General features: G+C 60.6%; 21 protein-coding genes and 2 pseudogenes. 10 read left to right on the top strand and 13 right to left on the bottom strand.

Annotated features, from left to right (window positions below):
* Positions 1–18: 18 nt before the first annotated feature.
* The gene (locus ACIPG5_RS01120) at positions 19–1,260 is read left to right on the top strand and encodes a lipoprotein-releasing ABC transporter permease subunit (RefSeq protein ID WP_401372902.1); all 1,242 of its coding nucleotides are present in this window, start codon (positions 19–21) and stop codon (positions 1,258–1,260) included.
* 36 nt (positions 1,261–1,296) lie between these two features.
* Here the strand turns inward: ACIPG5_RS01120 and ACIPG5_RS01125 are convergent, their stop codons facing one another.
* Positions 1,297–2,637 carry a heavy metal sensor histidine kinase gene (locus ACIPG5_RS01125; RefSeq protein WP_401373351.1) on the bottom strand — a complete coding sequence of 447 codons (1,341 nt, stop codon included), beginning with the start codon at positions 2,635–2,637 and terminating at the stop codon, positions 1,297–1,299.
* Entirely contained in the window at positions 2,634–3,314 is a 681-nt protein-coding gene (gene cinR / locus ACIPG5_RS01130; RefSeq protein ID WP_176514515.1) for a two-component system response regulator CinR, read from the bottom strand. The genes ACIPG5_RS01125 and cinR overlap by 4 nt, the downstream gene beginning before the upstream one ends.
* Before the next feature lie 149 nt (positions 3,315–3,463).
* Between cinR and ACIPG5_RS01135 the strand changes: the two genes are divergently transcribed.
* Together ACIPG5_RS01135 and queF are read left to right on the top strand one after the other, a co-directional pair.
* The gene (locus ACIPG5_RS01135; protein ID WP_401372904.1) at positions 3,464–3,967 is read left to right on the top strand and encodes a plastocyanin/azurin family copper-binding protein; all 504 of its coding nucleotides are present in this window, start codon (positions 3,464–3,466) and stop codon (positions 3,965–3,967) included.
* A 68-nt stretch (positions 3,968–4,035) separates the two neighbouring features.
* On the top strand, positions 4,036–4,866 hold the full coding sequence (queF, locus tag ACIPG5_RS01140) for an NADPH-dependent 7-cyano-7-deazaguanine reductase QueF (RefSeq protein ID WP_176514512.1): 831 nt from the start codon (positions 4,036–4,038) through the stop codon (positions 4,864–4,866).
* Between the two features lie 39 nt (positions 4,867–4,905).
* Here the strand turns inward: queF and ACIPG5_RS01145 are convergent, their stop codons facing one another.
* Positions 4,906–5,169, bottom strand: a complete 264-nt coding sequence (locus tag ACIPG5_RS01145) for a DUF4404 family protein (protein ID WP_176514510.1) — start codon at positions 5,167–5,169, stop codon at positions 4,906–4,908.
* A 122-nt stretch (positions 5,170–5,291) separates the two neighbouring features.
* Positions 5,292–5,855, bottom strand: coding sequence for a phosphonoacetaldehyde phosphonohydrolase-related protein (locus tag ACIPG5_RS01150; protein WP_401372907.1), 564 nt, complete (start codon positions 5,853–5,855; stop codon positions 5,292–5,294).
* Between the two features lie 190 nt (positions 5,856–6,045).
* Between ACIPG5_RS01150 and ACIPG5_RS01155 the strand changes: the two genes are divergently transcribed.
* The 3 genes from ACIPG5_RS01155 to rssC all read left to right on the top strand — a co-directional run bounded on the left by ACIPG5_RS01155 (position 6,046) and on the right by rssC (position 8,711).
* Entirely contained in the window at positions 6,046–6,753 is a 708-nt protein-coding gene (locus tag ACIPG5_RS01155) for a VacJ family lipoprotein (RefSeq protein WP_286915083.1), read from the top strand.
* 294 nt (positions 6,754–7,047) lie between these two features.
* Positions 7,048–8,232, top strand: coding sequence for a two-component system response regulator RssB (rssB, locus tag ACIPG5_RS01160; protein WP_286915133.1), 1,185 nt, complete (start codon positions 7,048–7,050; stop codon positions 8,230–8,232).
* Positions 8,229–8,711, top strand: a complete 483-nt coding sequence (gene rssC / locus ACIPG5_RS01165) for an anti-sigma factor antagonist RssC (protein ID WP_016394629.1) — start codon at positions 8,229–8,231, stop codon at positions 8,709–8,711. The genes rssB and rssC overlap by 4 nt, the downstream gene beginning before the upstream one ends.
* Before the next feature lie 126 nt (positions 8,712–8,837).
* Here rssC and ACIPG5_RS01170 read toward each other — a convergent pair whose 3' ends face one another.
* The 3 genes from ACIPG5_RS01170 to dusA form a co-directional block, all read right to left on the bottom strand.
* Positions 8,838–10,685 carry an alkaline phosphatase D family protein gene (locus tag ACIPG5_RS01170; RefSeq protein ID WP_401372909.1) on the bottom strand — a complete coding sequence of 616 codons (1,848 nt, stop codon included), beginning with the start codon at positions 10,683–10,685 and terminating at the stop codon, positions 8,838–8,840.
* 184 nt (positions 10,686–10,869) lie between these two features.
* Positions 10,870–11,796: a transaldolase gene (tal, locus tag ACIPG5_RS01175; RefSeq protein ID WP_236235604.1), complete on the bottom strand. Its 927-nt coding sequence runs from the start codon at positions 11,794–11,796 to the stop codon at positions 10,870–10,872.
* Positions 11,797–12,074: 278 nt separating this feature from the next.
* Positions 12,075–13,085 carry a tRNA dihydrouridine(20/20a) synthase DusA gene (gene dusA / locus ACIPG5_RS01180; RefSeq protein ID WP_401372911.1) on the bottom strand — a complete coding sequence of 337 codons (1,011 nt, stop codon included), beginning with the start codon at positions 13,083–13,085 and terminating at the stop codon, positions 12,075–12,077.
* A 101-nt stretch (positions 13,086–13,186) separates the two neighbouring features.
* Between dusA and ACIPG5_RS01185 the strand changes: the two are divergent.
* The 3 genes and pseudogenes from ACIPG5_RS01185 to ACIPG5_RS01195 all read left to right on the top strand — a co-directional run.
* A pseudogene (locus ACIPG5_RS01185) lies at positions 13,187–13,318 on the top strand (site-specific integrase); the annotation flags it as partial.
* 116 nt (positions 13,319–13,434) lie between these two features.
* Positions 13,435–14,048, top strand: a pseudogene (locus tag ACIPG5_RS01190) (DNA adenine methylase); the annotation flags it as partial.
* A gap of 301 nt (positions 14,049–14,349) precedes the next feature.
* A complete protein-coding gene (locus ACIPG5_RS01195; RefSeq protein WP_401372913.1) occupies positions 14,350–16,146 on the top strand; it encodes a DUF262 domain-containing protein in 1,797 nt (598 codons plus the stop codon).
* Positions 16,147–16,534: 388 nt separating this feature from the next.
* On the opposite strand, the gene ACIPG5_RS01200 is transcribed toward ACIPG5_RS01195, so the two are convergent.
* From ACIPG5_RS01200 to ACIPG5_RS01225, 6 genes are all read right to left on the bottom strand, one after another.
* Positions 16,535–17,551, bottom strand: coding sequence for a glycosaminoglycan attachment site (locus tag ACIPG5_RS01200; protein ID WP_401372915.1), 1,017 nt, complete (start codon positions 17,549–17,551; stop codon positions 16,535–16,537).
* Between the two features lie 422 nt (positions 17,552–17,973).
* On the bottom strand, positions 17,974–18,321 hold the full coding sequence (locus tag ACIPG5_RS01205; protein ID WP_401372917.1) for a hypothetical protein: 348 nt from the start codon (positions 18,319–18,321) through the stop codon (positions 17,974–17,976).
* Between the two features lie 195 nt (positions 18,322–18,516).
* Complete coding sequence (gene arsH / locus ACIPG5_RS01210) at positions 18,517–19,218, bottom strand: arsenical resistance protein ArsH (RefSeq protein WP_401372919.1); 702 nt, start codon at positions 19,216–19,218, stop codon at positions 18,517–18,519.
* Between the two features lie 13 nt (positions 19,219–19,231).
* Entirely contained in the window at positions 19,232–19,702 is a 471-nt protein-coding gene (locus ACIPG5_RS01215; protein ID WP_401372921.1) for an arsenate reductase ArsC, read from the bottom strand.
* A 27-nt stretch (positions 19,703–19,729) separates the two neighbouring features.
* The gene (locus tag ACIPG5_RS01220) at positions 19,730–21,013 is read right to left on the bottom strand and encodes an arsenic transporter (RefSeq protein WP_401372923.1); all 1,284 of its coding nucleotides are present in this window, start codon (positions 21,011–21,013) and stop codon (positions 19,730–19,732) included.
* 19 nt (positions 21,014–21,032) lie between these two features.
* Positions 21,033–21,380 carry a metalloregulator ArsR/SmtB family transcription factor gene (locus ACIPG5_RS01225; RefSeq protein WP_176512141.1) on the bottom strand — a complete coding sequence of 116 codons (348 nt, stop codon included), beginning with the start codon at positions 21,378–21,380 and terminating at the stop codon, positions 21,033–21,035.
* Positions 21,381–21,507: 127 nt separating this feature from the next.
* Here ACIPG5_RS01225 and ACIPG5_RS01230 point away from each other — a divergent pair, with 127 nt between their 5' ends.
* Positions 21,508–22,128 carry a LysE family translocator gene (locus ACIPG5_RS01230; RefSeq protein ID WP_176512140.1) on the top strand — a complete coding sequence of 207 codons (621 nt, stop codon included), beginning with the start codon at positions 21,508–21,510 and terminating at the stop codon, positions 22,126–22,128.
* Positions 22,129–22,132 lie beyond the last annotated feature (4 nt).

Genomic DNA, 22,132 nt, shown 5'->3' on the forward strand with positions numbered 1-22,132 from the left:
CATTGGGTATTTTCGTACATGTTCAGACCCTTGCCCTTGTTCATCGGTGCTCGCTACACCCGTGCCAAGCGCCGCAACCATTTCATCTCGTTCATCTCGATGACCTCGATGATCGGCCTGTCCCTGGGCGTGCTGGCGATGATCGTGGTGCTGTCGGTGATGAACGGCTTCCAGCGCGAGATGAGTTCGCGCATTCTCGGCCTGGTGCCGCATGCCGCGATTCTTGGCGTGCAGCCGCTGGATGACTGGCGCGCGACCGCCGATGCCGCGTTGAAGAACCCGGCCGTGATGGCGGCGGCGCCGATCACCGAAATGGAGGGCATGCTCTCCTACAAGGGGTCGATGCAGCCGATCCAGGTCAGCGGCATCGACCCGGCCGAAGAGGGCAAGGTGTCGATCGTCGGCCAGCATATCGTCCAGGGCCGCCTGCAGGACCTGCAGCCGGGTGAATATGGCGTGGTGATCGGCGAGCTGACCGCACGGCGCTTTCGCCTCAATACCGGCGACAAGCTGACCCTGATCGTGCCGGAAATCAGCAAGGAGCCGGGCGGCATCACCCCGCGCATGCAGCGCCTGACCGTGGTCGGCATCTTCAAGGTCGGCGCCGAGCTCGATGGCTCCCAGGCCTACATGCACGTCGCCGATGCCGGCGAAATGCAGCGCTGGGCGCCGGGCCAGGTGCAGGGCGTGCGCCTGAAGCTGCACGACCTGTACGCCGCGCCGCAGGTGTCCAAGGCGATTGTCACGGGGCTGGGCGATGCCTACCGCGCTGACGACTGGTCGCACACCCAGGGCAGCCTGTTCAGCGCCATGAAGATGGAAAAGACCATGATTGGCCTGCTGCTGATGATGATCATCGCCGTGGCCGCCTTCAACATCATCGCCACCCTGGTGATGGTGGTGAACGACAAGGGGCCGGACATCGCCATCCTGCGCACCCTGGGCGCCACGCCGGCGCAGATCATGGGCACGTTCATGGTCCAGGGCAGCCTGATCGGCATCGTCGGCACGCTGATCGGTGGGGTGCTCGGGGTGATCGCCGCATTCAATGTCAGCCAGATCGTCGGCTGGCTGGAGCGGGTGAGCGGGCAGCACATCTTTACCTCGGATGTGTACTTCATCAGCAGCTTGCCGTCGGAGTTGCAGTGGGGGGATGTGGCGATGATCTGCGTGGCGGGGTTGGTGATGAGCTTCCTGGCGACCATTTACCCGGCGTATCGGGCGTCGCAGGTGCAGCCGGCGATCGGCTTGGCGGTCTGATTCAGGCTTGAGGGCCCTATCGCCGGCAAGGTAGCCCTAACGGGTTGCCCCGAATTCGATCACGAACCGCGTCCAGCCACCCTCACATTCCGCGCGAATTTGCCCGCCATGGGCCTGCACGATCGAGCGGGTAATCGCCAGCCCCAACCCCGCATGCTCGCTGCTGCCTTCCCGCCGCGCCGGGTCCACGCGATAGAACCGATCGAACAGCCGAGGCAACGCAGCGCTGTCGATCGGCGCCCCGGTATTGGCCACGCAAATCCGTGAGCCAGGCGAAAGCGACACGCGAATCTGCCCGCCGGCTGGGGTAAAGCGCAAGGCATTGTCGAGCAAGTTGGACAAGGCCCGGCGCAGCATGTGCCGGTCACCGCTAAGCATCGCTTCACCCTCGCGCACCAGCGCCACTTCGCCGTCCTCGGCCAGCGGTGCGTAGTACTCCAGCAGCGCATCCACTTCCTCATGCAGCGCCAGCGGCGCCTGCCCCGGCACCAGCAGGCCGTGGTCGGCCTTGGCCAGGAACAGCATGTCGTTGATCATCTGCGCCATCCACTGCAGCTCTTCCAGGTTGCCGTGCAGCGCTTCGCGGTATTCCTCGAGGCTGCGCGGGCGGGTGAGGGTGACCTGGGTGTGGGTCAGCAGGTTGGACAGCGGCGTGCGCAGCTCATGGGCGATGTCGGCGGAAAACGCCGAGAGGCGCTGGAAGGCGTCGTCCAGGCGTTGCAGCATGGCATTCACGGTGCTGGCCAGTGCCGCCAGCTCCTCGGGCATCTGCTCCACGGGCAGGCGGGTGGTCAGCGAGCGCGCCGAGACGCTGTCGGCCACCTGGCCCATCTGGCGCAGCGGCCGCAGCCCGCGGCGTGCGGCCCAGGCGCCCAGCAGCGCGGTGGCCAGTGCCGACAGGCCCACGGTCAGCCAGATCAGGCGCTGCATGCCCTGCAGGAAGTGCTGGTGGTGGGTGATGTCGAGGAACAGGGTCAGCCGGGCGTTTTCGTTCAAGGGCACGGCCAGGCTGCGGTAGTCGATGCCGTCGGCGTGCACGGTCGCCAGGCCCGTGGTGGAGGGCGCTTGCGGCAAGGACGGGCGGCTGGCGTACCAGGGGGCGCCATCGCGGCCGGTGATGCGCAAGGCCAGGTCGGCCTGGTGGCTGAGCTCCTCGCGCAGGGCTGGAAGGCGGCTTTGCAGGTCGGCCGGGTTGGCCAGGCCGGCGAGCTGGGTACGAAACAGCGACAGGCGCGATTCCAGCAATTGCTGGTCCAGTTCGATGAAGTGCTGCTTGCTGGCGTGGTTGAACAGCAGGCCCGCGCCCAGCGACACGGCGGCGGTACAGGCTGCGAACAACAGGGCCAGGCGGGTGCCGAGGGAAAGCCTGCGCATCAGTCGGGGCGCTCCTCGAGCACATAGCCCATGCCGCGCACGGTGTGGATCAGCTTGGTCGGGTGCGGGTCGTCGAGTTTCAGGCGCAGGCGGCGGATGGCCACTTCGATGACATTGGTATCACTGTCGAAATTCATGTCCCACACCTGCGAGGCGATCAGCGACTTGGGCAGCACTTCGCCCTGGCGACGCAGCAGCAGCTCGAGCAGGGCGAACTCCTTGGCGGTCAGGTCAATGCGCTGGCCGGCGCGTTCGGCGCGGCGGCGCAGCAGGTCCAGGCGCAGGTCGGCCAGGCTCAGGGTGGTCTCCTGGCTGGGGCTAGAGCCGCGGCGCAGCAGGCTGCGCACCCGGGCCAGCAGTTCGGAGAAGGCGAAGGGCTTGACCAGGTAATCGTCGGCGCCCAGTTCCAGGCCGTGCACGCGGTCCTCCACGGCGTCGCGGGCGGTCAGGAACAGCACCGGGGTATCCAGGCCTGCCTGGCGCACCGCCTGGAGAATCTGCCAACCGTCGCGCCCGGGCAGCATCACGTCGAGGATCAGCAGGTCGTGATCGCCGGTCAGTGCCAGGAACTGGCCGGTCTCGCCATCGGCCGCAAGCTCGGTGGCGAAGCCGGCTTCGTTGAGGCCCTGGCTCAGGTACTGGCCGGTGCGGGCCTGGTCTTCGACGATCAGCAGTTTCATGCAGTGTCCGCAGTCTGGGTGATGGCTGAAATGATACGTGACTCTGCCCGGCGTCGCCCAAGCTGACAAAGTTGTAATCTCGCTGTCAGGTCGCTGCCAGTCAGCCCTTTTTAAAGTGGCCTTATCTCGTTGAAAGTTCTGGAGTCATCATGAAGCACCTGTTCATCGCCGCCACGCTTGCCTTGGCAAGCCTGCCTGTCTTCGCTGGCGAAGCGAACACCTTCGCCTTCGGTGAGCCGGCCCCGGCGGCCAAGGCCACCCGCACCGTCGAGGTGGTGCTCAAGGATATTGCCTTCGAACCCAAGAGCTTGCAGGTCAAGGCCGGCGAAACCGTGCGCTTCGTGCTGATCAACCAGGGCCAGCTGCCCCATGAGTTCAACCTGGGCGACAAGGCCATGCACGCCGAGCACCAGAAAGAAATGCTCGCCATGCAAGGCAAGATCTTTACCGCAGGCATGAACCACGAAGGCATGGACCACGGCCAGATGAACCATGGCGCCCATGGCCACGACACCGGCAACACCGTGCTGGTGCAGCCTGGCCAGCGCGCCGAGCTGACCTGGACCTTCCGCAAGGCCGCCCCCATCGAGTTTGCCTGCAACGTGCCGGGGCATTACCAGGCCGGCATGGTCGGGCCGTTGACCATCGAGTGACTTGCGCTCCAAGGCGCAGGGTAAAACCGGTAAACTAGGTGCATTTCCGAACCTTCAGGTCAGTTTCCATGCACCCTGCTGCCGAACACTCTCCGCTGGGCAAGTCCAGCGAATACATCGCCACCTACACCCCTTCGCTGCTGTTTCCGATCCCGCGCACGGCCAAGTGGGCCGAACTGGGCGTGACTGCCCAGACCCTGCCATGGCAGGGCGTGGACTTTTGGAACTGCTTCGAGCTGTCCTGGCTGCTGCCGTCGGGCAAGCCGGTGGTGGCGATTGGCGAATTCGCCATCCCGGCCGATTCGCCGAACATCATCGAATCGAAGTCGTTCAAGCTCTACCTCAACTCGCTGAACCAGACCGTGTTCGCCTCGATCGCCGAGCTGCGCGCGTGCCTGGAAAAGGACCTGTCGGCAGCCGCGGGCAAGCCCGTGGGCGTGCAGGTGCACACCCTGGCTGAGGTCGAGGCGCAAGGCGTGACGGCGCTGCCGGGCCTGTGCATCGATGCGCTGGACGTGGCCATCAGCAATTATGAGCAGCCGCAGCCTGAGTTGCTGCAGTGCAGCCCGGACCGGCAGGTGGAAGAAACCGTACACAGCCACCTGCTCAAGTCCAACTGCCCGGTGACCGGCCAGCCGGACTGGGGCAGTGTGGTGGTGGAATACAAGGGCAGGGCGCTGGACCATGCCAGCCTGCTGACCTACCTGATCAGCTTCCGCCAGCACGCCGACTTCCACGAGCAGTGCGTGGAGCGGATTTACCTGGACCTGAAGAACCTGCTGCAGCCGGAGCACCTGACGGTGTACGCGCGTTATGTGCGCAGGGGTGGGCTGGATATCAACCCGTACCGCAGCACCGGGGCGATCAGCCCGAAGAATCTGCGCCTGGTTCGTCAGTAACGTGCAATGGCAGGGGCCGCAAAGCGGCCCCTGGTTGTTTCAGATACCCATGCTGTGCAGCGAGTTGGCAATGCTGCGCAGGGTGGCGGTGAGGTCGGGGTGTTCGGCCTCGAAGCGCTCGATCGCCAGGTTCACGCCATCGACCAGGTTGTTGTCCGGGGTGGCTTCCTCGATTTTCAGCTGCGCCTCTATCTGCCTGGCCTCCTCGTGCAGCGCGGCCAGTTCTTCATCGGTAAGCGGTACGTTTCTATCCAGTTGCTCGCGCAAGCTGTTCAGGCGCTCTTGCAATTCGCGGGCAGGCATTGGCTGTTCTCCATCAATGGCTTGGCAAGGCATGGACCTCAGCGAAGCGGCAAAGGTTCGCACCTGTCTCCAAGCGTAATCCACTCGCCGTCGCTTTGCATGATCCGCATCAACGGCCTGGATCAGGGTTTTTCACCCTTGCGCCGGCGCTGGGCGATGTCCACCAGGCAGGTGTCCAGCGCTTCGAGGTGGTCGATCACCGAATGCACGCCCAGGCCGAACAGCTCGAGGGTGGCCTTGCCGCGGGCCAGCTCCTGTTCTTGCGCGCTCATGGCCTGCCAATGCTGTGAGCCCAGGTCGCAGGAAGGGCTGCAGGCGGCCAGGCCGATGGTCCACAGCCCGGCATTGAGGCCCGACTGCAGCAGGCGCGGTTCGCCGCTGACCAGCACGCAGCCGTCCAGGCGTTGGCTGTCCAGGGTCATCAGGGCCTGCCAGCAGGCATTGGGCGCAGGCCACTGCACGCCATTGACCCGCTGGCCCGGCAGCCAGTCCGGCAAAACGCTGGCCAGGCGCTGGCTCTGGGTGTTGCTCAGGTCATCCAGCCAGATGCACGGCACTTGCTGGCGGCGCAGGCTGGCCAGGGCCTCGAGGGCGCCGGGGGCGGGCAGGGGGCTGCCGTTGGCAGCCTGGACCAGGCAACCGCGCAGGCCGAACAGCACAGCGGTGAAGGCGGATGCATCGTGCATGGCAACGTCCCTGAAATAGTCCGCAGGCTAGGCGCTGATTGTTACGGTGCTGTGACGGCAACAGATGTTCACAAAATATTGAGCAAAAATGTGTAAAGCTGTTTATCAGCCCGCAAGCCTCTATACTGCCGCCTTACCAGCTGCGCGACCCGTTGCGCTTGCGGCCAAGAATTTCGATGGAGAATCATCTATGCGTAGGATCGGTGCCGGTGTGATCGAGCGAGTCACCCAGGCCTGTGTCTGTGCCAGCTTGCTGCTGGCACCCGTGGCGGCCACCCAGGCAGCCACCGAGGAGGATCCCTGGGAGGCGGTCAACCGACCGATCTTCCGCTTCAACGATACCCTCGACACGTATGCCCTCAAGCCATTGGCCAAAGGCTACCAGGCGGTCACCCCGCAGTTCCTCGAGGACGGCATTCACAACATCTTCCGCAACCTGGGCGATGTCACCAACCTGGCCAACAACCTGCTGCAGTTCAAACCGCATGCCGCGGGCGTGGACACCGCGCGGTTGATCGTCAACACCACCTTCGGCCTGGGCGGTTTCTTCGACGTCGGCACCAAGATGGGCCTGACCCGCAGCGACGAAGACTTCGGCCAGACCCTGGGCTACTGGGGCGTGCCGAGCGGCCCCTACGTGGTGATCCCGCTGCTGGGCCCGAGCACCGTGCGTGACGGCCTGGCCAAGTACCCGGACACCTACACCGAACCCTACCGCTACATCGACCACGTGCCGACCCGCAACTCGATCTTCGCGCTGGACGTGGTCGACACCCGTGCCAGCCTGCTGTCGGCGGAGAAGCTGATCCAGGGCGACAAGTACATCTTCATTCGCAATGCCTACCTGCAGAACCGCGAGTTCAAGGTCAAGGACGGCGAAGTCGAAGACGATTTCTGATTCATGCCCTGACTAAAAAGGCGACCTTCGGGTCGCCTTTTTAGTCACTGTGCTGGCCTTTCTTATAACTGCCGGGAATTTGCCGTTCAAACTGCAGGCGACTCGACCCTCGTATGCTTGAAACCCCTGGCGGATGGGAGTACCGTCTGCGCCTTACGAGGTACCTCTGCCGGTTGCCTGGCCTGCGTAATTGGCCTACAACTCAAGTAGAGCGTTACTACCAAGAATTCCAGCAGTCGGATGTCAGCCTTGCAGACGCCCCTGCATCACCCCAAATCGGCGCCGTTCGCCCACATGCAGAAAATCAGTGCAACGCTGCTGATCATCGATGATGACGACGTGGTCCGTGCGAGCCTCGCCGCCTATCTGGAAGACAGTGGCTTCAGCGTCCTTCAGGCCAGTAACGGCCAGCAGGGGCTCCAGGTCTTCGAAGAACACCAGCCTGACCTTGTGATCTGCGATCTGCGCATGCCGCAGATGGGCGGGCTCGAACTGATCCGCCAGATCAGCGAGCGAGCGCCGCAGTTGCCGGTGATCGTGGTCTCGGGTGCCGGGGTGATGAGCGACGCGGTCGAGGCCTTGCGCCTGGGCGCCGCCGACTACCTGATCAAGCCATTGGAAGACCTGGCCGTGCTCGAGCATTCGGTGCGCCGGGCATTGGACCGTTCGCGCCTGGTGCTGGAAAACCAGCGCTACCGCGACAAGCTCGAAGCGGCCAACCGTGAACTGGAGGCCAGCCTGCACCTGTTGCAGGAAGACCAGACAGCCGGTCGCCAGGTGCAGATGAACATGCTGCCGGAGAGCCCGCGGTCGCTGGGCGAGTTTGCCTTCGAGCACCAGATCATCCCGTCGCTGTACCTGTCGGGCGATTTTACCGACTACTTCCGCGTGGATGATCGGCGCATTGCCTTCTACCTGGCCGATGTGTCGGGGCATGGCGCGTCGTCGGCCTTCGTCACGGTGCTGCTGAAGTTCATGACCACGCGCCTGCTGTTCGAATTCAAGCGCAACAGCAAGCTGCGCGAATTCAAGCCCTCGGAAGTGCTCAGCCACATCAACCGCGGGCTGATCAACTGCAAGCTGGGCAAGCATGTGACCATGGTCGGCGGGGTGATCGACGAAGAGACCGGCCTGCTGACCTACGCCGTGGGTGGCCACTTGCCGCTGCCGGTGCTGTATACCCCGGGCCAGGCGCGCTACCTTGAAGGCCGTGGCCTGCCGGTGGGGTTGTTCGAAGAGGCGACCTACCAGGACCTGGTGATCGAGTTGCCGCCGCAGTTCAGCCTGAGCCTGATGTCCGATGGCATTCTGGACCTTTTGCCGGGTGACACGCTCAAAGATAAAGAGGCCGCCTTGCCGGATATCGTCAAGGCAGCGGGTGGCAGCCTGGATGGGCTGCGCCAACGTTTCGGATTGGCTACGCTTGGGGAGATGCCGGATGATATCGCCCTATTGGTGTTGAGCAGGAACCTTCAATGAGTACCGGTAGAATTCAGTTCGCCGAGCAGAGCGGTACCTTTGTACTGAAATTCGTCGGTGAGGTGCGCCTGACCCTGTGTTCGGCGCTGGATGCGACGATCGAGAAGATCTTCACCGCGCTGAACTTCTCGGCCATCGTCATCGACCTGACCGAGACCGAGAGCATCGACAGCACCACCCTGGGCCTGCTGGCCAAGCTGTCGATCCTGTCGCGGCAGAAGGTGGGGCTGCTGCCCACCGTGGTCACCACCAACCCGGACATTTCGCGCCTGCTGCAGTCCATGGGCTTCGATCAGGTGTTCAACATCGTCGATCGCCCGGTGCCGTGCCCGGAATGCCTGACCGACCTGCCGTCCCAGGACCAGAACGAGGATGTGGTGCGTTCCAAGGTGCTGGAGGCGCACAAGATCCTCATGGGCCTGAACGACTCCAACCGTGAAGCCTTCCATGACCTGGTGAACGCCCTGGAGCGTACCTGATCTTCAGCCTGCTGCGGCCTCATCGCCGGCAAGCCGGCTCCCATGGGTAAATGACCAGCCTGCTGGCAGTGCGGATCTTCTGTGGGAGCCGGCTTGCCGGCGATGAGGCCAGCGCAGCCACCCCCGTCACTCCCGCCGAATGAATTCGGTCGCCTCACCACCCTCGGCACTGAGCTGAAACACCCGCACCGGCCGCCCCTGTTCATCGAAGAACACCTGCCCCAACCCCGCCCCATTCCATAGCCGTTCCCCGGCCTTGCTGTGGCTGGGTGTGCGCGGCACCACCTCCATCTCCCGCCGCTTGGTAAACCAGTTGAGCGGCGAGCGCGGCGAATAGAGCCAGCGGTTGAGCCGGTCCAGCACATCCAGCAGGCGCCGGGGGAATTCGTTCTTGATGCCGCTGCTGGTCACCTGCCACAGGTGCGGGCTGCGCTGGCGATGGCGGATCAGCACCTCGTAGACGAACGAATAGTGCACATCGCCCGACAGGATCACGTAATGCCCGGGCGTGCGCGAATGGCGGAAGATGTTCAGCACCACCTGCGCAGCCCCGCGGTGGGCCATCCAGTTTTCGGCATCCACCAGCAGCGGATAGCCCAGCCAGCTGAATACCCGTTGCACCGTCTCGATCAACTTCACGCCGAAGATCGGCGCTGGCGAGACGATGATCGCCGAAGGGTGATCCAGCAGAGCCTGTTGCAGCTCGCACAGCGCTTCCCAGTCGAGCAGGCCGGAAGGCTTGGCCAGGTCGCTTTCACTGCGCCAGCGCCGTGTGCGGGTGTCCAGCACCAGCAACGGCGGCTCGCTGGGCAGGCTGAACTGCCAGCCCTGGAAGCGCAGCAATTCGTCGATCAAGGCATCCCGGGATTGGCTGCCCAGCTGCTGGCATTGCCCGACCAGCGCCTGGCAGCCGTCCGGGTCGTTGCCCCAGGCCTGGCACAGCAGGTAGCCGAGCAAGGCATTGCCGATGATGCGGCGCGAGAAGGGGTGGCCGTAGGCGGTTTCTTCCCATTGCGCCGAGAGGTTCCAGTCGTCGGTGATGTCGTGGTCGTCGAAGATCATCAGGCAGGGCAGGTGGGCCATCACCCGCGCGACCTCGCCGAGGTTGGCGGCGAACGCCTCGATCAGCGGCAGCTCCTGGCTGTAGCGCGCCTGGTGCGGCTCGGCGAGGCCTGCGGGCATGCTAAGGCTGACCAGTTGCCAAGGCACGGGCGACCAGACCAGCAGGTACATGGCCAACACCTCGGCGAAGGTCACCAGGTGGTTGTCGGCGTTGCTGGAAGAGAAGATCGGCTTGCGCTTGCCGCCGAAGAAGCGCTCGCGCAGGCTTTCGTTGCGCGCCTGGGCGGGCAGCAGGTCGGCGCGGTGGTAGTAGCTGGCCGGGTGGCGATAGAGCGCCTGGCTGCCTGCGACCACCGCGCCTTGCAGCGCTTCGTCGTACAGGCCCAGGCCTTCGATCAGCGAATGGATGGCCCGTAGCATCGGCCCGGCGACGTCGTCGGCATACACCTGGTCGCCTGTCATCAGCAGCACGGCAGGGCGCTGCTGCGGGTCTTGGCAGGCCAACAGCAAGCGGTCGGCGCACAGCAGGCCATCGCTGGCCGGGTGGTGTGGCTTGCGGCAGGAACCGTGTAGCAGCTGGTCCAGGCGGCCGCGCAGCACCAGGTTGGGGCGTTGCTGGCCGGGGTAGAGCAGGTACGGCGCCCAACTGGCGATGCCGAGGCCGTCGATGAGCAGGTCGTACTCGAGGGCGATGTCGCAGGGCAGGGGCTGGCTGAAGTGGATGTCCAGCAGGTGGATGAAGGCGTGCTGGCCTACGGGGATGACTTGGCAATCGACCTTGGCCGCAGCATCCATGATGAGCTCGGGTTGCAAGGGTTGCGTGCCGACCAGCCAGATGGCCAGGCGCTGGGGTTCCAGGCGGCGCAGTATCGGGCCAACGAGCACTTTGGGCAGTGGGGCGCAGGAGGTCATCGACAGCTCGGGGGGCTATGCGGGCCTCTTCGCGGGGCAAGCCCGCTCCCACAGGTACTGTTTTGCACCTGTGGGAACGGGCTTGCCCCGCGAAGAGGCCCTGGCGTTCAAATCAAATCAGATGAAACAAAAACGGGCGGAAAATGCTGAACATTTCCCGCCCGCCTGGCAAACCTGAGATGTATCAGGCTTTGTCAGCCATCAACTTCTCCAGCTTCTCCTGGTCCCGCGCGAACTGGCGAATGCCTTCGGCCAGCTTCTCGGTGCCCATGGCATCTTCGTTCATCGCCCAGCGGAACTGGCTTTCGTTCAGCACCTGCTTGGCCTCGCCGGCATTGCCCGGTTTGAGCATGCGTGGCAGCTCGCCCTGGTCGTCGCTGAGCTGTTGCAGCAGCTCCGGGCTGATGGTCAGGCGATCGCAGCCGGCCAGTTGCTCGATCTGGCCGATATTGCGGAAGCTGGCGCCCATGACCACGGTGTCGTAGCCATTGGCCTTGTAGTAGTTGTAGATGCGCGTGACCGACTGCACGCCCGGGTCATCGGCGCCCACGTACTCCTGGCCGGTGCTTTTCTTGTACCAGTCGTAGATACGGCCCACGAACGGCGAAATCAGGAACACCCCGGCATCGGCACAGGCCTGGGCCTGGGCGAAGGAGAACAGCAGGGTCAGGTTGGTCTGGATGCCTTCCTTCTCCAGCTTCTCGGCAGCGCGGATGCCTTCCCAGGTGGAGGCCAGCTTGATCAGCACGCGGTCCTTGGATACGCCAGCGGCGTCGTACAGGGCGATCAGCTGGCGGGCCTTGTTCAGCAGCGCCGGCTCATCGAACGACAGGCGGGCATCCACTTCGGTGGAGATACGCCCGGGGATGGCCTTGAGGATGCCCGAGCCCACGGCCACTGCGAACTTGTCGCAGGCCAGGTCGACGTTGCCCTTGGCATCGGCCTTGACCTGCTTGAGCAGGTCGGCGTAGCCAGGGATGGCGGCAGCCTTGAGCAGCAGCGACGGGTTGGTGGTGGCATCGACCGGCTTGAGGCGGGTGATGGCGTCCAGGTCCCCGGTGTCGGCGACCACGGTGGTGAACTGCTTGAGTTGTTCCAGCTTGGAAGTCATGGCGTGCTCTGTCCTGTGCGATTGCTCGACATTACCCGAGCCCCGACGGCCGCTCAAGGGGCCTGTGGGGCGGGGGCGAAATGGCGAAGGTGATGATTCGAGTCACCCGCCCGCACGAGGTTCCCCACGCCTGACAACAGCCTGTAGCGCTGGGGCTACCATGAGCGCACTTTGTGTTGTGGGAGCCGGCTTGCCGGCGATCACCGGCAAGGCCGGTGCCATGCACCGCGGCGCCTGCATCGCCGGCAAGCCGGCTCCCACAAAAAGCAGGGCAAACCTCAACGACCCTGCAGCAGCTGCGCCGCCTGATCAAACACCACCAGCGGCTCCGGCGCCTTGTGAATATCCGCCGACAACAATTGCCGGAACCGCCGCGCCCCCTTGAACCCCTGCCCAAGCCCAAGAATATGCCGGGTGATGTGATGCATCGCCCCACCGCTCTGCATGTGCGCAACCACATAAGGCCGCAACTGCGCCATCGCCTCACTGCGGCTGACCACCGCCGCCTCGCTGCCGAACAGCCGCTGGTCCACCTCGGCCAGCAGATAAGGGTTGTGGTACGCCTCGCGCCCCAGCATCACGCCATCGAACGTCTCCAGGTGCGCCTGGCACTCGTCCAGCGTCTTGATGCCACCGTTGAGCACGATCTCCAGGTCCGGGAAGTCCGCCTTCAGCTGCGCCGCCACGTCATAGCGCAATGGCGGAATCTCGCGGTTCTCCTTGGGCGACAACCCTTCCAGAATCGCGATCCGCGCGTGCACGGTAAAACTGCGGCAACCCGCTTCACGCACCTGCCCGACGAAGTCGCACAACTCGGCATAGCTGTCGCGGCCATTGATGCCGATGCGGTGCTTGACCGTCACCGGCGTCGATACCGCATCGCGCATGGCCTTCACGCAATCGGCCACCAGCGCCGGATGCGCCATCAGGCAGGCGCCGATCATGTTGTTCTGCACCCGGTCGCTCGGGCAGCCGACGTTGAGGTTGACCTCGTCGTAACCCGCTTCCTCGGCCAGGCGCGCGCAGGCGGCCAGGTCGGCCGGCACGCTGCCGCCCAGTTGCAGGGCCAGCGGGTGTTCGGACACGTCGTGGCGCAGGAAACGGTGGGCGTCGTTGTGCAGCAGGGCGCCGGTGGTGACCATTTCGGTGTAGAGCAGGGTGTGCTTGGACAGCAGGCGCAGGAAGAACCGGCAATGGCGGTCGGTCCAATCCATCATCGGTGCAACGCTGAAGCGGCGGGACGGCTCAGGGCGCGTGGTTTCTGGCTTAGAGCCTGAATTTGCGGTCATTTCGTTCAACGTGTTTTGTACCAATTTTTCGGGGGATGGGACGGTTTTATCAAGCGCCGGGTGCTATGTACCAATCGACAGACGACGTGTACCAATCTCAGATGGCAACGATCAGAACGCGTAAAAAGGCCGATGGCAGCGCTAGCTACTTCGTCCAGATCCGCATTAATCGCGACAAGGTGACAGTCTACCAAGAGAGCAAAACGTTCGCCCGCAAACAGGCTGCAGTGGCAGGGGGATCAAGCGGTCGGCCAGTCCGCGTCTGCAACCCATCCAGGGAATGATTGGACAAGTGATAGGTATGCAATTCTTTACTGTATATATGATCAGTATTTAGGCTCGCCGCGTGATGCTGAACGATTTGAATGGTGACCTGGTCACCCTCTATCGCGTTGTGCAGAACCATCTAGAGGAGTTCGTGCGACAGTTCAAGTGGGCACTCAGCTCTCGCCAGATTTTCGAGTGGCAGAAGATGACATGTCCCTAAACCCTGACCGACATTCAACGCGCTGCCAGATTTTTCTACCTGCAGCAACATGCTTTCGGTAGCAAGGTCACCGAGCAGAGGTTCGGTACCGCCACCACCGGGCCGGCGATCAACTTGCTGCGTATCGAGGAGAATGTGTCCGCAGCCTGGCACCGCCTCGCCGGCACTTACGTCGAGAACCTTTCCTGGCTAGCGTGCGCCGAGCGCTATGATCGAGTGCACACTTTCTTCTACATGCACCCGCCATATTGGAAGATCGCCGGCTACGGCATAGACTTCCCCTTCGAGGAGTACGAGCGCATGGCCGACTTTATGCGCCGGAGCAAGGGCAGGGTGATGGTCAGCATCAACGACCACCCGGACATCGGGCGCGCCTTCGAGGCTTCCACTTCGAGTGCCTGGACATCCGCTACAGCAACACGAACCAGCGGCAAGGAAAGGCGGAGGTGACTGGCGAGCTGGTGATCATGAACTAGCAGCCTGCTGGGCTTGGACAGCTGTTCTGATGCAGGGCAAACAAGGCGGGCAGGTTGCCCACCCCCGGCTCCTTCAATCCATGAGCTATCGGCCTACCACTACTCTCTGATGCAGCTCCTTCAGTTGCTGAGCCTGATTTGTTGTGCGCTGTTCGATTCGATGGTGCAGGGCGGCTGACAGCTGAAACAGGTCGCGGCGGGGAGCTTGAGTAGACGTCAAGCCGCGAAGGGTCGGGGATGGTCGGATGACAAGCCAACCCTTAAACTGGACGGCAACACGGACAAGCCTAGGAGAGGCCGAGTGGACGATTCAAAAAGGCAGGATCTCACCGTGAAAGGTGAGTCAGTTGAAAGGGTGTTTGGTAATTATCAGTCGCGACAGTACATGGTCAACCGTCGGTACCAGCGTAAGCTGGTGTGGACGCTTGAAGAAAAGCGTCGATTTATCGACTCGCTGCGCTCTGGCTACCCTGTTCCTATCGTCCTACTCGCAGAGCGTCAAGGTGCCTCTGGAGTTGGCCAGTTTGAGATAATCGATGGGATGCAGCGACTAAATGCAATATTCGGTTATATCGAAAATGAGTATTCAGTTGACGGTATGTATTTTGATTTGAATACCATGGCTGAGACGAAGGCGCTGCTTGATGCGGGTATCATCGAGCAGCGAGAGCCTATTCTGCCTCGCGAAGCTTGTGTTGCGATTGCTTCCTATACAATTCCCCTTTCAATTTATGAGTTTTCGGGCGATGGGGAGGTTGACGAGGTTTTTCGTCGAATCAATTCCGGCGGTCGAAAGCTGTCTCGCCAGGAATTGCGCATTGCTGGTAGTACAGGACATTTTGCACAGTCTGTTCGATATGTCGCATCCAAAGTTCGCGGAGATGTTTCTTCGTCCGATGAGCTCCCTCTTAATGAGATGAAAAAGATCTCGATTACGAACAAAGAGTTGGATTACGGCATTGATGTCGATGAGATGTTCTGGATCAAGCAAGGGGTGTTGACCAAAGAGCAGGTTCGCGAGTCTCGTGATGAGGAAGTTGTGGCGGATGTGCTGGCCTTTATGCTGTTGGACGTCAAGCCGCCATCTCGGAGCGAAGTCTTAGATGATTTCTTTGGGTACAGCGAAGGCGAAAGCTCTCAAGCACGCTATGATCAAATAGAGCTTGCCGTACAGAAAAATACCGTAGAAGTTGTTACTCTTGACTTTCAGCGAGTATTGGATCAGCTGAAACTTACTCTAAAGCGCAGCGGGAAGACGCTCGGACAGCTTCTTTTCGGGGCACAGCCACCCCGCGCCCCACGCTATTTCCAGGTCGTGTTCCTCGCCCTGCATAAATTGATTGTAGTTCAAGGGCAGGAGGTGGTGGATCAAGATCAACTTATTAAGTTGATGGATGGTAGTGGAAAGCAGATTAACGTTCCGGAGGGCGGGCGATGGGGAGCTGAGGATCGTTTGAATTCTGTTAATGCGGTCGCAGGTATCTATGGCGCTGCATTTGGGCCGTCGCAAGGATATGATCCTGGGAAGGTTCGCTGGATAACCCAGATGGAAAATATCCTGACCCAGTCATACACTGAGCAAGCGTGCTATGACTTCAAGCAGGGTTTCTTGCGTTTGGATGGTAAGAATACGTTTGATGAAGATAGTTTTGAAAAAATTTTAAAAACTCTAGTTGGTATATCCAATCTGCGTAAGGGCGTTCGCGGTTATGTCCTGGTTGGTGTCGCGGATACCGACGCAGATGCGCAACGAGTTAGTGCCCTATATGGTGTGAACCCCACGCCTTTTGATCGTTTTTTTATCACGGGTGTCGAACATGAAGCCGGTGCGTTAAACAAGAGTCTGGATGATTTGTTCATGGAGTTGACCACAAGAATTAAACAATCTGCATTGTCTGAGCCGTTGCGGGATTACGTTGCTCGAAACATAAAGTCTGTACGGTATTATGATAAGACCATATTCGTATTTGAAGCTTGTGCTCAAAGCGAACCATCAAGTTACGGAGGGCAGTTCTACATCCGTCACGGGAATAAGCTTGCAGAAATTCCTACTGCCCAGTATGGTGAGCTATTTAGGCGTTTTATCGCGGGGATTTGATAGCGTAACCGACTCTGCATAGCTTAGCCTTTAGAAGCCCAGTCGAGAGCTGGGCTTTTTCTTTGGTAGAAAACTGGTACGGAATAAAGTCGAAACACTGAGCCCCTTGTTCCTAGAGCTGCCTGAGCAGAGCATGCTCAATCCTTCAAGGTGCCTCAGTTGTGCCCGACAGGACAGATGTTATAAAGTCCTTAGCTCGGCCTATTGGGTGTTGCCCCATTGGGTAAGCCATGCACTATTTCATGCCAATGCATACGCTTATGCTGGAAGGAAGAAAGGCGCTCAAGTGCCGATATCTCGGTGCTTGGGCGCCTTTTCATTGCTATTCAGCTCAATCGGGGTGAACATCGGTATCGATTACTGGGCGGTTGTCTAGTAGGCTTTGGCACTATTTAGGGATTGCAGAGAAGAGCATGCGCAATAATAGGAAGTCGTCAGGGGCATCCATGATTAGTTCTCCGTCATTGGCTACAGATACTTCACAAATGCGTTCGTGATTGAGCAGGCCGCGAGGTAGTGGATTGGTGGCAAACGGATTATGTAGTACGTAGAGTCCATCTAACAGATGTTCATGGTAGTCTTTCTTTGTTGTGCTTCGTACTTCAGGAAGTATGCTGCCTTCGCGGGGGTGGACTGTTTGATAAATTGTCAGTGCGTCGGGGTTGTCGGCTAAGGCTCTGACTTTTCCCCAAGTGGCTAAGCAACTATAAATTACTGCTGATACCTCTGGGTACGTGTCGTCGCAAAATAGGCCGACTTCAATATTGGTATTCTCATTTTTTGGCGCGGCACTAACGTTGTAAGAGGGGACGCGTTCGTCAGTTGGTTTTGTGGCTGCTTCATCATGATAAATTCCATACAATGCGGCCATGATGCTTCGGCCTGCAGCAAAGTGTGAGTGTGGGCGGTCAAAAGATGCTATTCCGATTACAAATGGCTTGTCTTTTACGTGATCAAGTTTGGAGTAGCTTTTACGATATTTTTTTAATTTACTGTCAAAGCTGTTGCAAATTCGAAGAGTTGATTCAATGTTGAATTCAGTGAAGTCTTTGGGTAGTTCTTCCTTGGTTGCGCCTATGGGAGGCCTCCCTCCGGCTGGAGGAGCGGCAATAGTCGCTTCTAGTAAAAATGGAGTAGGGCTCTCTATGGCAAAGTCTGGCGCGTGATGTTCTAAGTTAATTTCAAAGCCAAAGTCTTTTAGGGCTGCGTGCAGGTAGAGTTCCCAGAATGAAGATTCAAAGGTTTTTTGAAACTCAGTTATAAATTTTCCGTCTCGATCTTCGAAGCCTTCTGCCCAGCTCGTAATTATTGATCTTTCGGGTGTGTACGCTTCGTTAAGTATCATTTGGAATATTGGGTGTTGCTCTTCGTCAGATACTATAGGTGTAAAAAGGTCAAGGGCCATGTATAGTCTCACTTGGCTTTGCATAGTTTGGGGAGGCAATCAGGCTTGGTTCTTGATTTCGCACATTTTTCACCGCAAATTTGGTCGCCTTCCTGGGTTGCTATGCTGTCGAAGTTGAAGGCGTCAGTGCGGTTGTCTTAATAGTGGCTGACTTACTCTAAGAAGGCGATTCGTAAGCGCTGTCCTTCCGGTTTCACGTTGTAGCTTAACGCGCGGTAATTTAGCTTATGGCAAAAAATGGGTAAGCCATACGTCCATCTATGCTAATACACACCAATTTATGCGCGCTTCCGCATACGTAAAAAGGCGTCTAAGCCCTTATGTATTGGGCTGTTGCCGCCTTTTTTCGTTAATGCTTCAGCACGAGCGGGGTGTATGCAGTCAAAATTTTGTCCCTTTTGATGTTGCCCCCATAGGTTCTATCAGGATAGCTGTAGTCCTTCGCCCCACTGTATGATTTCGTTTGTCCACGCCAGGACTAGACACAGCCCTAAATTTTCGACGCCCCATTTACGTCTTTCATCCCCTGCATAGGCATTGTAGATTTGATTGATTTTTTCTTCATAGTACGCCTCAAAGTCACCATAGGCTCTACTCTCTAAGTGGATGCTGAGGTCAATGTCTTTGCCGCACTTTTCTTTCATGAATCGCAGTAGTCTTTGGGAGTCTATCGCGCTGTGTACTTCGGAAATGCTGATGTCGTTATATTTTCCGGAATCAATAACTTTGTTGATTTGTAGTATAAGTCCGGTAAGTGCTGTTACTTTCATGTGCTCTCCATGCCTTTGTATTTGTGTAAGCAGGCGTCGAGCTTAGGTGGTAGCCATGACTCCTGGCAAGGGAAAAGGGGCTGAGGAAGGATACGGGTTCAAATCCCGATGTGCTCAGGCGAGCTGGGCTTCCGCTGCATTCGAATCAATCGCACAGGCCGCTAGTTTTACCAACAGCGTCTGGCATCCGCCCCTTCAAATCGCCCGCTGATTCACCCGCGAAGACAATGCCTCAGCACTCTCCTTACGCTCCGAATACCGATCAACCAAGTACTCCTGCCGATCCCGCAGCAACAACGTGAACTTCACCAGCTCCTCCATCACATCCACCACCCGGTCGTAATACGCCGAAGGCTTCATCCGCCCAGCCTCATCGAACTCCAGGTAAGCCTTGGGCACCGACGACTGGTTGGGAATGGTGAACATGCGCATCCAACGCCCGAGCACGCGCAGCTGGTTGACCACATTGAACGACTGCGACCCCCCGCACACTTGCATCACCGCCAAGGTCTTGCCCTGGGTAGGCCGCAGCGCGCCAAGCGCCAGGGGTATCCAATCGATCTGCGCCTTGAACACCGCCGACAGCGCGCCATGGCGCTCCGGCGAGCACCAGACCTGGCCTTCGGACCACTGCACCAGCTCGCGCAGCTCCTGCACCTTGGGATGCTCGACCGGCACATCGTCAGGCAGGGGCAGGCCGGAGGGGTTGAAGATGCGGGTTTCGGCGCCGAAATGCTCGAGCAGGCGCGCGGCTTCTTCCACCAGCAGGCGGCTGAAGGAGCGCTCGCGGGTCGATCCGTAGAGCAGCAGGATGCGCGGCTTGTGCTCGCTGCTGCGCGCCTTGGCGGGAGGAGTATCGAACAGGGAAAGGTCGAGGTTGGGCAGTTCTTCTGACATGGGGTCCTCCTGCTCAGAGCGCGCCGATCCGGGCCAGCTCGTGCTTGAGCTGGTCACGGTCGAGGGCGTCGAAAGGCAGTGCAAAGAAGGCTTGGAAACGTTTTTCGATATGGGCGAGGGTCGCGCTGAAGGCGGCGCTTATGGCGGCTTCGTTGCCTGTGACGTCGGACGGGTCCGCCAGCCCCCAGTGGGCTTTCAGCGCCGGGCCGAAATACACCGGGCAGGCTTCGCCGGCGGCCTTGTCGCAAACAGTGATGACGATATCGGGCGGGTTGCCTTCGAAGGCATCGTTACCTTTGCTGCTGAGGCCTTCGATGCAAATGCCGGCTTGCTGCAGGGTGCTGAGGCTACGCGGCAGCACCTGGCCCTTGGGGAAGCTGCCGGAACTGATCGCCTCGAACCCGGCGGGGGCCATGTGGTTGAACAAGGCTTCGGACAGGATGCTGCGGCAGCTGTTTGCCGTGCACATGAAAAGAACTCGCATGAAAGGCTCCTCGGTTCAGGTCGGGTTTCAGTAGCTCAGGCGCAGGGCCAGGGCGCTAAGGGTGATCAGCAGAACGGGCAGGGTCAGGATAATGCCGACCTTGAAGTAGTACGCCCAGGTGATGCGTACCCCCTTGCGTTCCAGCACATGCAGCCAGAGCAGCGTGGCGAGGCTGCCGATGGGGGTGATCTTGGGCCCCAGGTCGCAGCCGATGACGTTGGCGTAGATCATCGCCTCGCGCACCAGCCCGTCCGCGCCGCTCGCCTGGATCGACAGCGCGCCGATCAACACGCTAGGCATGTTGTTCATGACCGACGACAACAGCGCTGAAAGCAGGCCAGTACCCAAGGCGGCGCCCCACACGCCGTGCTCGGCCAGGCGGTCGAGCAGCTGCGTGAGCAAATCGGTGAGCCCGGCATTTTTCAAGCCGTATACCACCAGGTACATGCCCAGGGAAAAGACCACGACTTGCCAGGGCGCCTCACGCAGCACGCGGCGGGTAGAGATCTTGTGGCCGCGCGCGGCGACCGCGAACAACAGCGCTGCGCACATGCCAGCCACCGCGCTGATCGGGATACCCAGCGGTTCCAGTGCGAACAGGCCGACCAGCAACAACAGCAGGGTCCACCCGCCCACCACGAATGTGGCGCGGTCGCGGATGACTGCGCTGGGCTGTTGCAGCGCTTCAAGGGCGTAGTGCCTTGGCAGGTCGCGACGAAAGAACACGAACAGCACCAGCAAGGTCGCGGCCACGCTGGCCAGGTTCACCGGTGCCATCACCGAGGCATACTCGGCGAAGCCGAGCTTGAAGTAGTCGGCCGAGACGATGTTCACCAGGTTGGAGACCACCAGCGGCAGGCTCGCCGTGTCGGCAATGAAGCCTGCGGCCATGACGAATGCCAGCGTCGCCGCCGGCGAAAAGCGCAAAGCGACCAGCATCGACATGACGATGGGCGTAAGAATCAGCGCCGCACCATCGTTGGCGAACAGTGCCGACACCGCAGCGCCCAGCAGCACGCAAAAGGCGAACAAGCGGTAGCCACTGCCTTTTGCCCAGCGCGCCACGTGCAGGGCGGCCCACTCGAAAAAGCCTGCCTCATCCAGCAACAGGCTGATGATGATGACGGCGATGAAGGTGGCCGTGGCATTCCAGACAATGGCCCAGACGGTGGGGATGTCTTGCAGGGAAACCGCGCCGGCAGCCAGTGCGATGAGCGCGCCCAGCGCCGCGCTCCAGCCGACGCCAAGGCCTCTGGGTTGCCAGATGACCAGAACCAGGGTGAAGACGAAGACAGCTACTGCAATCAGCATGGCAGGCTCGCTCGAGGGGTCAGCAGCAGGCGGCGTCACGAACGGGCCGGCCGTCCATGTTCTGCAGGCGCGAGGCGTTGTCCTGCAGCCATTGGGCATTGGCCTGCAAGGTCAGCTGCAGCATCTCGTGCACCCAGGCGGGCAATTCGGGGTTGAGGCGGTAATACACCCACTGGCCCTGGCGACGGTCGAGCAGCAGGCCGCTGCTGCGCAGTTGCGCCAGGTGGCGGCTGATCTTCGGCTGGCTGTCGTCCAGGGCGCACATCAGCTCGCAGACGCACAGCTCGCCCAGGCGGGTGATGAGCAGCGTGGCACGCACGCGGGTCTCGTCGGACAAGCTTTTGAAGACCTCGGGAGGAGTGAGCATGGCAGGGCCCTTTACATATGGATAATCGAATATACGGATTTCCATATGTAAAAAGCAAGTCGCCTGCGATGAGCGCCGGGGGAGGCATGCTAACCTCAAGCCATTTCACCCTCAGGCACGAATGCCCATGTCCATTGCCGACAACCTGCTTGCCTTCACCTTCGCTGCCACCTTGCTGACCCTGACCCCGGGCCTGGATACCGCGCTGATCCTGCGCACCGCCACCGTGGAGGGCCGCCAGCAAGGGCTGCGTGCCGCGCTGGGCATCAATGCCGGTTGCCTGCTGTGGGGCGCTGCGGTTGCCTTTGGCCTGGGCGCACTGCTTGCGGTGTCGGCGCTGGCCTACGACATCCTCAAGTACTGCGGCGCCGCCTACCTGGCGTGGCTGGGAGTGAACATGCTGGTGCGGCCCAGGCAGTCGCTGGGGGCCGTTGCAGGGGAGGGGCGCGGGCAAGCCAATTGGTTCCTCAAAGGCATGCTGGGCAACCTGCTGAACCCGAAGGTGGGGATTTTCTACGTGTCCTTCCTGCCGCAGTTCATCCCGCAGGGCCAGCCGCTGGTGGCCTGGACATTCGGCCTGGTGGGCATTCACGTGGCCCTGGGGTTGCTCTGGTCGATGGCCCTGATCGGCGCAACACAGTCACTGGCGGGTGTGTTGCGCCGGGGCAGGGTCATCCAGTGGATGGACCGTGCGACAGGCCTGGTGTTCGTCCTGTTTGCCGCACGGCTGGCACTGGGCAGGCGCTAAGGGC

This window comes from Pseudomonas sp. NPDC087029 (genome assembly GCF_044745345.1).
GTDB classification, from domain to species: Bacteria; Pseudomonadota; Gammaproteobacteria; order Pseudomonadales; family Pseudomonadaceae; genus Aquipseudomonas; species Aquipseudomonas faucium.